Source organism: Capsulimonas sp. (assembly GCF_039929585.1).
Taxonomy (GTDB): Bacteria; Armatimonadota; Armatimonadia; order Armatimonadales; family Capsulimonadaceae; genus Capsulimonas.
Window position 1 is genome coordinate 1 of sequence record NZ_JBDSQY010000187.1, and the last position, 13424, is coordinate 13424.

Genomic DNA, 13424 nt, shown 5'->3' on the forward strand with positions numbered 1-13424 from the left:
GACGCTGACGGAGCTTGGGATCGAGCGCTCGGACACCATCGGCCCATGGCTCTATTCACCGGCGGCGCGGCGTCAGTCGGAGGAGTTCGTGCTGCTATGACGCTGCGTATCCTCTATCGCGGATCGCTGTCTAGCTGCAACTACGGCTGTGACTACTGCCCGTTCGCCAAGCACACGGAAACCGACGCCGAGCACGACGCCGACCGCCGCGCCCTGGATCGGTTTGTCGCATGGGTGGGGGAGCAGTGTGACCGCCGTATCTCCGTGCTGTTCACGCCCTGGGGCGAGGCGCTCGTGCGCAAGCGTTATCAAGACGCCCTGGTGACGCTGACAAATATGGATCACGTGGAGAAGATCGCCATCCAGACAAATCTGTCGTGCCGATTGGATTGGGTGGAGCGCTGCGACAAGAGCAAGCTGGGGCTTTGGGCGACGTATCATCCGGGGGAAGTCACGCGGGAGAAGTTTCTGGCGCAATGCTTAGAGGCCGACCGTCGCGGCGTGCGTTTCAGTGTCGGGAGCGTGGGGCTGAAAGAGCATCAGGAAGACATTGCGGCCTTGCGGGCCGCGCTTCCCGAGCATATTTATCTCTGGGTGAACGCCTACAAGCGCCAATTGGATTACTATACGCCGGACGAGATCGCGCATTACACGCGGATCGATCCGTTATTCCCCGTCAACACCGTGCGCCATCCGAGCGTGGGCGAGACATGCCAGGCGGGACATACGGCGATCTCCGTGGATGGCGACGGGGTTATGCGCCGCTGCCATTTTGTGCGTGAGCCGATTGGAAATCTTTACGATCCGGACTTCGCCGATGCGCTGCAGCCGCGTCTCTGCGCGAACGAGACCTGCGGCTGCCACATCGGCTATATCCATATGGATCGGCTGGGGCAATACGATCTTTATGGGGACGGCCTGCTGGAGCGCATCCCCGCCCAGCCAGTCTGGCGTGCGCTGCCTATGTCTCCATGATCGGCCGGTAGTCGTCCGTGCGGTCGAAGCCCGCGATCCACGCCGCCGCCTGACGGCAGGTCTTTGTCTGCGGAGGAACGCGAATGATGTACTGGCGGCCGGTGGATGGGCAGAGAACGGAGATGCAGACCAGCGCTTCGTCGCCGACCATTTTGACGCGCAGTAAACGGCGCTCGCCCCCGGGATCGGTGTCGCGGTTCAGCTCTTCGGCGTGGGCGTCGAGCAGAAATCGCTCGTAGCCCATGCGCTCCAGCAGCACGCGGCGCAGCTCGGAGTTCACTGTGTCCAGAACCTCCCGCGCGGTGATCGTCTCCGGCTGGAAGGCGATGCGGGCGTCGATCGGCACGCCGCGCCAGCGCAGCCGCGCTCCCGCGAGCTGAGGCGGCAGGGACGTGATCTGCGTGTCGGCGAGATCGAGCCATGAGGTGACGTGCAGTGTTTCCGGCAGCGATGTCAGGCTTTCACAGCCGCGCAGATCCAGCTGGGCAAGCTGCGTCATCCAGGTCGGCAGTTCCGTGAGCGCGCGGCAGCCGCGCGCATTCAAACGCCCGATGCGCACTGTCGCCTGCGTTGGCCACTGAGCCAGACGGCTGCATCCGCCGATGTCCAGGAAATAAACTTCCAGCCCTTCCGGGAGCGCGCGTAAACTTGTGCAGCCTTGCAGAACGAGCGTCCCGACCTTTAGTCCGACTGGAAGGCTTTGCAGCTCCGCGCATCCAGTCAGATCCAATCTGTATTCCACCTGGAGATCGGCCGGCAGCGAGGAGATCGACGTATCGCGCAATGTCAGCTCGTAGCAATGAAGCCGGCGCGGCAGCTCCGTCAGTCCATGGCAGCCCGTACCATCCAGCCGGGTGGCGCGCAGGCCCTCCGGCAGCGCCGTCAGATTGACGCATCCGCTGACATCCAGGCTGTCTACCCGCAGATCTTCCGGCAGCTGCGTCAGCGCGCGGTTTCCGGCGAAAGAAAGATGCCCATGCACTCGCAGCCCGCGCGGCGCGTTTCCCGCCAGGATCATCGCTTCGATCTGCGCACGGTCAAACGCCTGCGCGATCGATGGCGTGAGCACCCGCTCCAAAGTATTCGTCGTCATGGCGCTTCTCCTTAATCGACGATCCGTCGGATGGCCTGCGGGGTATACTCGCGCTGATACCAGAACCGGTAATCGCCGCGCGGCAGGGTAATCGGCTTATGCTCTTCATGTACGACCCGCGCCTCCAGCGCCAGGACACGCACATAAAGGTTTCCGTTGCGCTCGTAAATCTCCGCCGTTCCCGGAGCTTCGATCCGGTGGCTGTGCCCGGTCATTTCGCCATGCGCCAGCGTCGTTCCCGGTTTTGTTTCCGCCCCGGCGGGGATCTCTTCCACCGCTGCAATCATAATATCGCCATGTCGCCACATCATTTTGGTGCGCCTCCTAAACTCATTAGACCAAGTCTTGCCGGCAAGTGTTTTGCCTGGACTTATTGTCTCATATCGGCGTAAGACGCGCAAGGAGAAACGAATTTCGCCGGCATGCGAACTTCCAAATTTCTCACCAGATGAGAGTTAATGCTTTAAAAACTCGAAAATTGTAATTATGGAGAAGAAAACTATGAGTGATGACCGTTACGAGCGCGGCGCGGAGATTGTAGCGCGCGTTTACAAAGACTTTGGTGACAGCTTTTTAGCCGAAGTCGCGGCGGCCGCCCCCGATCTGTCGCGGTACATCCGTGAGTTCGCCTTCGGCGATATCTATTCCCGGCCGGGGCTGGAGCCGCGCCAGCGTGAGATGATCATCATTTCCTCATTGGCGACGATCGGCTACGCCGCGCACGAACTCAAAGCGCATATCCACGGCGCCCTGAATGTGGGCGTCACGCGGGAGGAGATCGTGGAGATATTGATTCAAGTTGCTCCTTACGCCGGATTTCCGGCGGCGATCAATGGGCTGCACGCAGCGAAAGAAGTTTTTTCGGAGTGGGATAAAATCTCGTCGTAATTCCGAAAATTATTGTCGCCTTCGTTACTGTTCCTCCTACGCAAGGAACAGTAACGCCGTCATATTCTTGAGTGAAAAGCATGCCAGAATAATGAAATATTGTCTCTGAAATTACGATAATTGCTTGACAGTATGGAAATCGCATGCTATACTTGCGCCGATACGTAAACGTTTACGTATCGGCGCTGATTGCTTGGCCTAAAGCGATCGAATAAATTAGGGCGAGATAAGCAGCGCAGCAAATGATCGGACTCCGTTGGAAAGACAAGGAGAAGGAACATGAAACTCAAGAATGCTTGGATTCTCGGCGCGGTGGCCGCGCTTCTCGGGAGTGCGGCTCCGGCAACATTCGCCGCGGGAATGATTATTCCCGCGTATGTGCCTCTCACGGATACAACGACATGGCAAATCCTCGCTGAGGACGCCGCGATTATGCAAAGTGGCTCCAGCACCGTATACAAAGATTACTGGGTGACCGTCAACAGCGCCAACAACGGTCCGTTCTCGAACTCCGCCGATTGGGCCACGGCCGCCACTCGGTTCAATCCGATCCGGGCGAACGGTGGGAAGATTATTGGATATGTCCACGCTCTAGGGGCGCCGACTGGAACCACATATCGGCCGCTCGCCGACGTGAAAGCGGATATTACCGCGTGGGTGAGTGGTTATAGCAATCTGGACGGAATTTGGATCGACGAATTCTATCCTCGTTATGAGATCGCGGGGCCAAGCGGCTCATCCGCGACCTACCCAAACGGAGAAAGCTTAGCGCCTACGGACCGATCCTTCGCGAACCCCGATGGTTTGTTCAACGGCAATCCCGTTCATCCCGCAGGTGGCTACTTCAGTCAGTTGACCAGCTGGATCCGCTCCACTTATCCACAGCTCAAAATTGTCGGTAACGCCGGCGGCTGGTTTTATTCGAACCAGCGCGAATACGCCAGTCTTGTCGATGTGACGTGCAGCTTTGAGAAGACTTACGCGGCCGCCGCGAATTCACCGACTAATGATTGGTCGGGATTGAACCAGGACATCAATACTCAAAGCTACGCACAGCTTGCGCTGATCCACACGAACTCCAGCGACCTCAATGGCGCGATCGATCAGTCTATTAGCCACGGGTACGAATACTTCTATACGACGGACAGTATCTTCAGTGACACCAGCAACGTCTGGGGCAGCATTCCCGGCTACTTTACGTCGGAAGTAACATATATCGCTAACCACAGCTAGCTCCACACGAAAAACACCCACGCGCCGGCCGCAATCCGCCGGCGCGTGGGTGTTTTTCGTGTGTTTTGCGTATTGTCCTTATCTTTGCATCCTCCAGAGTTTTCTGTAAGAAACAGCAATTTTGAAACTATTTTCTGCAAGCCCTTGACAGACCAGAGTGCAAGTGATAGAATACCAAATGTGAGATGTAAGCGCTTTCAGAAAGATTTTCATAATATGTAAGCGTCTACATCGAGATTGTCGGAGGTTGGATTGCGAGTTTCATTACGGTGTGTGGCCGAACGGGCGGGGGTTTCCGATGCGACAGCGTCGCGTGTGCTGAACGGGGTGGACGCTCCGGTCGCGCGGGAAACACGGGAACGTGTTCTGCGTATTGCGGCGGAGATTGGTTATACGCCCAATCTTGCGGCGAAGGCGCTCGCGACGGGGCGGACGAAGACGGTCGCCCTTTGGTCCGTGAATTTGCGCGCTCCGCATTCGTCCCAGGTCGTTTACTGCATGCGCGACGAAATTATGAAGAACGACTACGATCTGACGATCAGCGACTTCAAATTTCGCTCCGACGGAGCGCTGGATACGTCCCGGATCATTTCCTGGCCGGTGGACGGGGTGATCGCCGTAGACTTGCCGCGCGGAGACGTTCCCGGGTTGTCGAACAGCCTGCTTGGCGGCAAACCGCTCGTGAGCATTGGGGCCTATGTGCTGGAGAATATTGACCATGTTTATGTCGACTTCGCTCCAATGTCGGCGGCGGCGGTGCGTCATCTGCACAGCGTTGGATGCCGGCGCATCGCCTATCTCGTTCCGAACTGGTTTGAATGGTTCCGCTCCGCGGACGACGCCCGTTTGCGGGGATATGAAACCGCGATTGAGCAGCTGGGGCTGGAGCCGGAGTTCATTGTTACCGAAAATGAAGTACGTGTCGCCGTCGGTCCGGTGCTGAAGTCTCATATCGCGCTGCACGGCGCGCCGGATGCGCTGTTCTGCTTCAACGACAATATGACAATCGCGGCCTCGCGGGCACTGCGTGAAGTCGGATTGATTCCTGGGCGAGATGTCAAGCTGGTGGGCTGCGATGGGATCGACGACAGCGCGGACTTCTATCCGCCGTTGACAACTGTCGTACAGCCTGTTGAAGAGATGTGCGCTGTTGCCTGGACATTCCTGGCGCGGCGCATCAAAGATCCGGATATCCCGGTCCAGCAAATGACTTTAACGGCGAAATTGGAAATCCGTGGATCATCCACGGGAGACTTTTGATGCTTTTCACAGGGGCGTATGTTATTATTGTTCATCAACATCCCAAGCGAGCTTATTGATCGTATCGCTCGTGGTATTGGTAACCATAGCAATCTTGCCTGTGAGAGCGAGATTTGACGGCTTGCCGCCGATCAATGCGCCCTCGATCTGGAACGTTCCGGTCCGGGGGCGTGAAACGAAGTCTTTGCTTAAGGGCGGAGCGAAAACTGGCCGCATCGCGGCCCGTTGTTATCTTTACGAAGAAGGGTTACCATCATGTCCAAGCGCAATGGTTTTACATTAATTGAATTGCTAGTTGTCATCGCAATTATCGCGATTCTCGCCGCCATCCTATTTCCCGTTTTCGCCAAGGCGCGCGAAAAGGCCCGCCAGATTTCCTGCGCTTCCAATATGAAGCAGCTGGCGCTGGGACTGCTCCAGTACAACCAGGACTACGACGAATCCATGCCCTCCACCAACACCATCTGGGGCGGCGGCTGGGCCGGCGAGGTCTATCCCTATGTCAAGAGCAAAGGGATCTACGCCTGCCCGGACGACTCTTCCGATCCCGGGGGCGCCGGCTTCACACGTGTCTCGTATGGCTTGAATGTCAACGTGCTTCCGCCATATGGAACGGGGCAGGGGAACTACTTCACCACAAGCAGCACTACAGCGATCGCGGCGCAGACCGCGCCCGCCAGCACGGTCCTGCTGTTTGAAATCCAGAAGCAGCTTTATGTCGATGTGACCAATCCGCTCGAAACGTCCAGCACGATTGGCGACGGAGCCAAGGGCTACGGCGGATGCAGCGGTTCTGGCATCGACTCGAGCTACTGCAACGCCGTGTACGCCACCGGCAAGATCGACGGCTACGATATCCCCAACTGGTCGGGAGTCCAGGGCGTACATACGGACGGCGCCAACTATGCCGCGCTGGACGGCCATGTCAAATGGCTGAAGCCCAGCGCTGTTTCCGGCGGATTGACTGCTCCCGACACAAACACCCCGGCGAGCCGGACCAACGTCACGGCGGCGGGAACCTCCAGCATGGTGATGTGCAATGGGAACAGCAAGGCGGTTCTCACCTTCAGTCAGCTTTAAGAACTCCAATGGGGAGTTTCTCGCTCGAGACTAGCAGCGTCGAAATAGCCCGTCCCACGAATAGAGGGACGGGCTATTTTGCGGCAAATACTTCTTGACACGTACGTTCCAATCGCTTATAATTCATGAAACCGGTTACATAGCAATGATGTTCATATTGCTCTATTTGCAATATTTGTTCTAATCGCTATCGGTCATGGGAGCAAATATGCTCTCATAGCGATATGTCTTTTGTGACAATCGCGATATAGAAGGAGATCGCTCGATGAAGAAGCTTTCCATTCTCTCACGTACAATTGCGTGCTCCGCCGCCCTTGGCGCGGTTCTGCTCTCTCCGGCTCATTCCCAATCCATCGCTCAGAAGCCATATATGGGCTGGAGCAGTTTTAGCCTTCAGGCTACCACAATCTCGGGGTATGGAAACAGCTGGCTGACACAGTGGCAGATGCAGGTGCAGTCGAACCAGTTGAAGACAACGCTCCAGCCATACGGTTACAACTACTTCAACATCGATTCGGGCTGGGCTGGGGGATTTGACGGCTATGGACGCCCGGCGGCGAACACCAGCACGTTTCCCGACGGCATCCCCTGGATCGCGAACATCGTCCACGGCAATGGACAAAAGCTGGGGATCTACTGGGTGCCCGGGATCGGCAGCGATGTCTACAGCGCCAATCCGCCGATTTACGGCACGCCTTATCACGTTCAGGACATCGTAGCGCAGCCGCTCGCCACGGGTGACGCCTTCGGCAGCTGGCATCTCAAGATCGACTTCAACAAGCCGGGCGCGCAGGAATACATCAACTCCGTCATCAACCAATTTGCCTCCTGGGGCGTCGATTTCTTGAAGCTGGACGGCGTCGTTCCCGGTTCCGACCACGACATTACCTACTGCGATAACCGGCCCGACGTGCAGGCGTATCACAATGCGATCCAGCAGTGCGGCCGCCCGATGTGGCTGACGATCTCCTGGCGAATCTCCGACGCCTATATCCCATTCTGGCAGACGAACTCGAATGCCCGGCGTATTGACGACGATATCGAATCCTACAGCAATACGCTCACTAATTGGAACCAGACGAGTATTCGGTTTGGCGATGCGGCCAATTGGGCGCCGTGGGCGGGGCCGCTCGGCTATAACAGTAATTATCCCATGGGCGCAGGCTGGAACGACTTGGATTCGATCGATGTCGGCAACGGCTCCATGGACGGCATTAACAACAACGAGCGCCAGACAGCAATGACCTTCTGGGCTCAGCAATGTTCGCCGCTCTATACCGGCGACGATCTTTACCATCTGGACAGCTACGGACTTTCGCTGCTCACGAACCCCTTCGTCATCGCCATGGATCAGGCCGGACGCGTCGCCAAGCAGGTCCAAAGCGGTAACTCCCAGGTTTGGTCCACGGATAACGGAGACGGTACGCGCACCGTCGGTCTCTATAACCTGGCCGGAAGCACGGCTAATGTGGGCGTCACCTGGAGCGCCATCGGCCTTAGCGGCAATCTGCAGGTCCACGATGTCTGGGCGAACACGGATACTATGGCAAACGGCAGCTACAGCGCCTCTCTCGCCGCGCACGCCTGCCGACTGATCAAGGTCTCCGCGCCGCACATCATCAGTCTCAACTTTGTCGGCGGCGGAACGGCGATGGGCGCGGCCGAAACTGCGGGCGCCGTGGGCGTGGTCAACTGGAACAGCGTTCTGGGACAGACGGGTAGCGGAGCCGGTCTGATCGACAGCGCCGGCGCATCGACCGGCGCGTCGGCGTCCTGGAATGCGAGCAGCATTTACTCCACCGGGATCACGGACACGGCGGGCGGCAAGCGCATGATGAAGGGATACCTGGATACCTACAGCGGCTCTACCACCACCGTCACGGTCTCGGGGCTTCCTGGGTACTACACAAGCCATGGCTACGATGTCTACGTCTATAGCGACGGCTCCAATGGGGGCGCTTCTCGTGTTTATAAATACACCATCGGTGCATCCAATGTCCAGGTGACCGACGCCGTCAACACCGATTTCAATGGGACATACGCTCAGGCAAACGGCTCGGCCGGCAATTATGCCCGGTTTGGAACCCTGAACGGTTCCAGCTTCACACTGTCTGCGGCGCCGGTTTCCTCCACCGACGCTTATCTGCGCGCCCCGATCAATGGCATCCAGATCGTCGGTCATTGAGGCCGCTTGCCACGGCTCCTTTGCGACGCGCCCAGGAGCCGTGGCCTATGCAAAAATCTTTTGAAAAATAGGTGTTGACACCATTGCCATTATGTCTTATAATGTTTATGCAACCGGTTACATAAGCGCATTCGCAATTATCTGAGTGTGTAACCGGTTACTTTTAATCGACCGACAATGTGGTCCGCTTATCGGCCTGGATCGAAGATCCACTGCTATTATCCTGCTGACGATCAGGAAAGGGAAATCATGAAAAAAGGCTTTACACTTATTGAGTTGCTCGTAGTCATCGCGATCATTGCGATTCTTGCCGCGATCCTGTTCCCCGTTTTCGCCAAGGCGCGCGAAAAGGCCCGCCAGATTTCCTGTGCTTCCAATATGAAGCAGTTGGCGCTGGGGTTGATCCAATACAATCAGGACAATGACGAATCCATGCCTACTACCAACATCATATGGGGTGGCGGCTGGACCGGCGAGATCTATCCTTACATCAAGAGTAAGGGAGTTTACGCCTGCCCTGACGATTCGACGAACCCGCTCTCGACTGAAGGCGGCGCTACCCCGCTGGCAACCCGGGTTTCCTATGGCTTGAACGCGAACGTGCTGTCACCTTACGTGGACAACGCCCAGAACGGCTACCAGGGAAACTATTTTGGACGCGCGGGCAGCACCGCTCTTGCGGCGCAGACGGCTCCGGCCAGCACGGTGCTTTTGTTCGAACTTCAGGGACAGCAGAACGTGGACGTGACCGATCCTCGTGAGACAGCCAGTGCGATCGGCGTTGGAGCAAGCGGCACTGGTGGCTGCGGCAGCGGTATCGACGCCTATTACTGCCGTGCGAAGTACGCCACGGGCAAGATTGACAGCTACGATATTCCGAACTGGTCCGGCAATCTGGGCGTGCACACCGACGGCGCCAACTACGCGGCGCTGGACGGCCATGTCAAGTGGCTCAAGCCGAACTCGGTCTCCGGTGGCCTCCCGGCTCCTGATGCGAACACTCCGGCAAATCGTGGCAATAAAACAGCCGCCGGAGCGAATAACCTGATCATGTGTGACGGGAATAGCAAAGCCACTCTTACTTTCAGCCAGCTCTAATAAGGGAACGGTCTCGTCAAAGTCGCCCGCCCCACAACGCGTGGGGCGGGCGTTTTTCTCACTCGGTATTCCAATACGCAGGCGCCATTCTTGACATAAGGGCGCCAAACTGACTACAATCAGAGATGCGATCGAGTCGCAAGAATAGGTGAGTCACTGTGACCATTTCGATTCGTGAAGTTGCCGCGCGCGCCAAAGTCTCTCGCGCCACCGTCTCACGCGTTCTGAATAATGTGGATGTTCCTATTTCCGCCGAGACCCGCCGCCTGGTCCGTCATGTGGCCGAAGAGATGGGCTACCAGCCCAATCGCGCGGCGCGGGCTCTCGCCACCGGGCGTACGCAGACGATCGCGCTTTGGACATCCAATTTGCGTTCGGCGTACTACGGCGAAGTGATTTACTACACGCATGAAGAAATCGTTCGGCATGAATATGAGCTCTTTGTCAGCGCCGCCGGCATGGGGAGCGGTGAAGTGGTGGACACCAACCAGCTTGCTTCCTGGCCCGTGGACGGCGTTCTGGCGGTCGATGTGCCGCGAGGCAAATTGACAGGTCTGTCCAACAGCCTCATTGAAAATAAAGCGTTTGTCAACATTGGCGCCTACGTCCTGGCCGATGCGGACTATGTCCAAGTCGACTTCCAGGAAAAGGCCGCCGAAGCCGTGCTCCATCTCGCGGAGGCTGGCTGCAAGAGAATCGCTTATGTGGTGCCGGACTGGTTTGAGTGGTTTGAGGAGATCACGGACGCTCGCTTGACTGGTTACCGGGAGGCAATGGCGAAGCTGGGTCGGGAGCCCGAATATATTATCACCGTGGACGAGCGCCGCGAATCGGCGACGGCGACCTTGATCGAGTATGCTCAGAAGCACGGATGCCCAGATGCGCTGTTCTGCTACAATGACGAACTTGCGATCGGCGCTTACCCTGCGCTGCGCGAACTTGGCCGTGTGATCCCCGATGATGTCGCGGTCGTCGGCTGCGACGGCATCAAAGACACCAGCTACCTTTATCCCGCGCTCACGACCATCGTGCAGCCGCTGGAGCAAGTGTGCGCTACTGCCTGGACATTCTTGAAGCGACGGATCGATTCCCCGCATATTCCTCTCCAGCAGCAAGTGCTGCAGCCGCGTCTCGAAATTCGAGGCTCATCCAAGCGTTAGATCGCAAACAGGGATGGAAAATCAAACCAGCGCTGGGCCAACGTCCCGGGGCTGGTTTCGTGTTATGATAGAGATGCGTTGGGAATTCTCCCCGCGAAAATAAATCCATGCGGGATACGCTGTCGTCATGAAATATTCGTCCCGGGCTGCGTTCACTCTTCTGGGCGCCGCCGCACTCTGCCTCGCGGCCGGTTCCGCGCTTGGTCGGCGTTCGCCAGACGCAAAATACAAAGCGTATCTGATGGCGTACTTCGGTCCCGAGGAAAAGCTCTTTTACGCCACCAGTCGTGATGCGCGCCATTGGACCGCTCTGAATGGCGGCAAGCCTGTGCTGGATCCCGGCGCGCGTCTGCGCGATCCTTATCTGGCCCGCGTGAACGGCGTTTTCCATCTGGTGCATACGAAGGCATGGGACACCACGGAGATTTTTCACTGGTCTTCGACCGATCTGATCCACTGGGAGGGCCGTTCGTTCCCCGTCGTCTTGGCGGAACAGAAGCGCGCCTGGGCTCCCGAGTTTATCTATTCCCCGAAGGAAAAGCTATTCTATCTGTTCTGGGCCTCCGAGCAGAATGGGCATAACACGATCTATTACGTCACGACGAAGGACTGGACGGATATCACCCCCGAGCGCGCAGCCGTGTACTACGATCTTGGGATACACGATATCGATATTGACATCGTCGAGCATAAGGGAATCTATTATGCGTTTCACAAGCCCGGCGATGTGGACGATCACATGGGCAACCGTCTTACGACCTCGCGCAGCCTCAACCCCAAGATCGACCAATTCGGCAAAGAGGGGCTGGGGCAGGATATCTTTCCCGATGAGCCCAAGCCCATCGAAGGACCGGAAGCCGTCAAGCTGATCGGGCAAGACCGCTGGTATGTCTACGCCGACCCATTCCACAGTCCCATGGAAGCTTGGGAAACGACGGATTTCAAGCACTATTCCAAGATAGAAGTGTCGACACCGCCAGGGTCCAAGCACTGCAGCGTTGTGCCGATTACGGAAGACGAGCTCAGGCGATTGGAAGTGGCGTATCCATCGGTCGTGAAATAAATACCAATACTGTCAATCCAAAGAAGGACGGGTAATATGCGCGGGTTACTTTTCGGGATACTGCTGCTGACGGCTTCTGTCGCCGGCCATGCCGCCAATGGGCCTAAAGAAGAGGTCGGGGCGAAGCCTTATATGGGCTGGAGTAGCTGGAGCCTGCAATCGACGAAAGTCTCGCCCTACGGCGGGAAGTGGCTGACGCAGAAGCATCTGACGGAGCAGTCCAACGCGCTGAAGAAAACCTTGCAGCCCTACGGCTATAAGTACTTCAATATTGACTCGGGCTGGTCCGGCGGCTTTGACGCCTATGGCCGGCCCGCGCCGAATAAGAAGACGTTCCCGGGCGGCATGGCGGGGATGGCCAAGATCGTCCACGGCAACGGCCAGAAGCTGGGGATTTACTGGATCCCGGGTGTGGGGAGCGATGTCTACAAAGCCAACCCGCCGATCAAGGGGACAAAGTATCACGTCCGCGACATTGTCGCAAAGCCCCTTCGCCCGGGCAATGCGTTCGGCGCCTGGCACCTTAAAATCGATTATAAGAAGCCGGGAGCGCAGGCGTTTATCAACTCGATCGTCGAGCAGTTCGCTTCCTGGGGCGTCGATTTCCTCAAACTGGACGGCGTTTGCCCTGGTTCAGACAAAGATATTTCCTACTGCGACAACCGCGCCGATGTCGCCGCCTACTGGACCGCGATCCGCAAGTCGCCACGCCCGATCTGGATGACCGTTTCCTGGAAGATTTCGCCGACCCAGATCCCGTTCTGGCAGAACCATTCCCACGCCCGCCGGATCGATGACGACGTCGAGTCTTACAACGACAAGCTCGCCACCTGGTCTCAAATCCGCGCCCGCTTCACCGATGCCGCCGCCTGGGCCGGCCACACCGGCCGCGGCGGAAAAACCAATGGGGCGCCCCGCGCCGGCTGGAATGATCTTGACTCCCTCAACATCGCCAACGGCTCTTTCGATGGCCTCACCAACGATGAAAAGCAAACCGCCGCTGCCTTCTGGGCGCTGCAGTGCGCCCCTCTCTACACCGGTGACGACCTGACGAAACTCGACCCGTTCGGCCTGTCCATCCTGACCAACAAAAGCCTGATCGCCATCAACCAGGCCGGTTACGCCGCCAAAGAGATCCAGGGGGACGACGCTCCGATCTGGGCGATCAGCAATCCCGACGGCTCCTATTCCGTCGGCCTCTTCAATCTGAGCGACCTAAACACCGTCGTGACTCTGGACTTCTCCCAAATGAAAAAGAACGGTGATTACGAAATCTGGGACTACTGGACCCAGTCCCTCATCGGCCACGTCAAAGACAGCTACCCTGTCCTCCTCGCCCCCCACGCCTGCTCACTGGTGCGGGTGAAGTGAGGTGTCGTTCAATCATTC

General features: G+C 57.6%; 12 protein-coding genes. 10 read left to right on the forward strand and 2 right to left on the reverse strand.

Annotated features, from left to right (window positions below; genetic code table 11):
* The first annotated feature begins 96 nt into the window (after positions 1 to 96).
* Positions 97 to 975 (forward strand): STM4011 family radical SAM protein, encoded by an 879-nt coding sequence (locus tag ABIZ35_RS13310; RefSeq protein WP_348220398.1) that lies wholly within the window; start codon positions 97 to 99, stop codon positions 973 to 975.
* On the opposite strand, the gene ABIZ35_RS13315 is transcribed toward ABIZ35_RS13310, so the two are convergent.
* On the reverse strand, positions 962 to 2068 hold the full coding sequence (locus ABIZ35_RS13315; protein ID WP_348220399.1) for a DUF6745 domain-containing protein: 1107 nt from the start codon (positions 2066 to 2068) through the stop codon (positions 962 to 964). The genes ABIZ35_RS13310 and ABIZ35_RS13315 overlap by 14 nt on opposite strands.
* 11 nt (positions 2069 to 2079) lie before the next feature.
* Complete coding sequence (locus tag ABIZ35_RS13320; RefSeq protein ID WP_348220400.1) at positions 2080 to 2379, reverse strand: hypothetical protein; 300 nt, start codon at positions 2377 to 2379, stop codon at positions 2080 to 2082.
* Positions 2380 to 2569: 190 nt separating this feature from the next.
* On the opposite strand from ABIZ35_RS13320, the gene ABIZ35_RS13325 reads away from it, so the two are divergent.
* From ABIZ35_RS13325 to ABIZ35_RS13365, 9 genes are all read left to right on the forward strand, one after another.
* Entirely contained in the window at positions 2570 to 2956 is a 387-nt protein-coding gene (locus tag ABIZ35_RS13325) for a carboxymuconolactone decarboxylase family protein (RefSeq protein ID WP_348220401.1), read from the forward strand.
* Positions 2957 to 3235: 279 nt separating this feature from the next.
* Entirely contained in the window at positions 3236 to 4189 is a 954-nt protein-coding gene (locus ABIZ35_RS13330) for a spherulation-specific family 4 protein (RefSeq protein ID WP_348220402.1), read from the forward strand.
* A 252-nt stretch (positions 4190 to 4441) separates the two neighbouring features.
* The gene (locus ABIZ35_RS13335; protein ID WP_348220403.1) at positions 4442 to 5449 is read left to right on the forward strand and encodes a LacI family DNA-binding transcriptional regulator; all 1008 of its coding nucleotides are present in this window, start codon (positions 4442 to 4444) and stop codon (positions 5447 to 5449) included.
* Between the two features lie 255 nt (positions 5450 to 5704).
* Positions 5705 to 6529 (forward strand): DUF1559 domain-containing protein, encoded by an 825-nt coding sequence (locus ABIZ35_RS13340; protein ID WP_348220404.1) that lies wholly within the window; start codon positions 5705 to 5707, stop codon positions 6527 to 6529.
* 265 nt (positions 6530 to 6794) lie between these two features.
* Positions 6795 to 8714 (forward strand): glycoside hydrolase family 27 protein, encoded by a 1920-nt coding sequence (locus tag ABIZ35_RS13345; RefSeq protein ID WP_348220405.1) that lies wholly within the window; start codon positions 6795 to 6797, stop codon positions 8712 to 8714.
* A gap of 249 nt (positions 8715 to 8963) precedes the next feature.
* A complete protein-coding gene (locus ABIZ35_RS13350) occupies positions 8964 to 9812 on the forward strand; it encodes a DUF1559 domain-containing protein (protein WP_348220406.1) in 849 nt (282 codons plus the stop codon).
* Positions 9813 to 9970: 158 nt separating this feature from the next.
* Complete coding sequence (locus ABIZ35_RS13355) at positions 9971 to 10972, forward strand: LacI family DNA-binding transcriptional regulator (protein WP_348220407.1); 1002 nt, start codon at positions 9971 to 9973, stop codon at positions 10970 to 10972.
* Between the two features lie 127 nt (positions 10973 to 11099).
* Positions 11100 to 12035, forward strand: coding sequence for a glycoside hydrolase family 43 protein (locus tag ABIZ35_RS13360; RefSeq protein ID WP_348220408.1), 936 nt, complete (start codon positions 11100 to 11102; stop codon positions 12033 to 12035).
* Between the two features lie 36 nt (positions 12036 to 12071).
* Complete coding sequence (locus ABIZ35_RS13365) at positions 12072 to 13406, forward strand: glycoside hydrolase family 27 protein (RefSeq protein WP_348220409.1); 1335 nt, start codon at positions 12072 to 12074, stop codon at positions 13404 to 13406.
* The last annotated feature ends 18 nt before the right edge of the window (positions 13407 to 13424 follow it).

What these genes read in the sequence shown, in the direction of transcription:
- ABIZ35_RS13310 (WP_348220398.1), top strand. Translation starts at nt 97, where the DNA reads ATGACGCTGCGTATCCTCTATCGCGGATCGCTGTCTAGCTGCAACTAC.
- ABIZ35_RS13315 (WP_348220399.1), bottom strand. Translation starts at nt 2,068, where the DNA reads ATGACGACGAATACTTTGGAGCGGGTGCTCACGCCATCGATCGCGCAG.
- ABIZ35_RS13320 (WP_348220400.1), bottom strand. Translation starts at nt 2,379, where the DNA reads ATGATGTGGCGACATGGCGATATTATGATTGCAGCGGTGGAAGAGATC.
- ABIZ35_RS13325 (WP_348220401.1), top strand. Translation starts at nt 2,570, where the DNA reads ATGAGTGATGACCGTTACGAGCGCGGCGCGGAGATTGTAGCGCGCGTT.
- ABIZ35_RS13330 (WP_348220402.1), top strand. Translation starts at nt 3,236, where the DNA reads ATGAAACTCAAGAATGCTTGGATTCTCGGCGCGGTGGCCGCGCTTCTC.
- ABIZ35_RS13340 (WP_348220404.1), top strand. Translation starts at nt 5,705, where the DNA reads ATGTCCAAGCGCAATGGTTTTACATTAATTGAATTGCTAGTTGTCATC.
- ABIZ35_RS13345 (WP_348220405.1), top strand. Translation starts at nt 6,795, where the DNA reads ATGAAGAAGCTTTCCATTCTCTCACGTACAATTGCGTGCTCCGCCGCC.
- ABIZ35_RS13350 (WP_348220406.1), top strand. Translation starts at nt 8,964, where the DNA reads ATGAAAAAAGGCTTTACACTTATTGAGTTGCTCGTAGTCATCGCGATC.
- ABIZ35_RS13360 (WP_348220408.1), top strand. Translation starts at nt 11,100, where the DNA reads ATGAAATATTCGTCCCGGGCTGCGTTCACTCTTCTGGGCGCCGCCGCA.
- ABIZ35_RS13365 (WP_348220409.1), top strand. Translation starts at nt 12,072, where the DNA reads ATGCGCGGGTTACTTTTCGGGATACTGCTGCTGACGGCTTCTGTCGCC.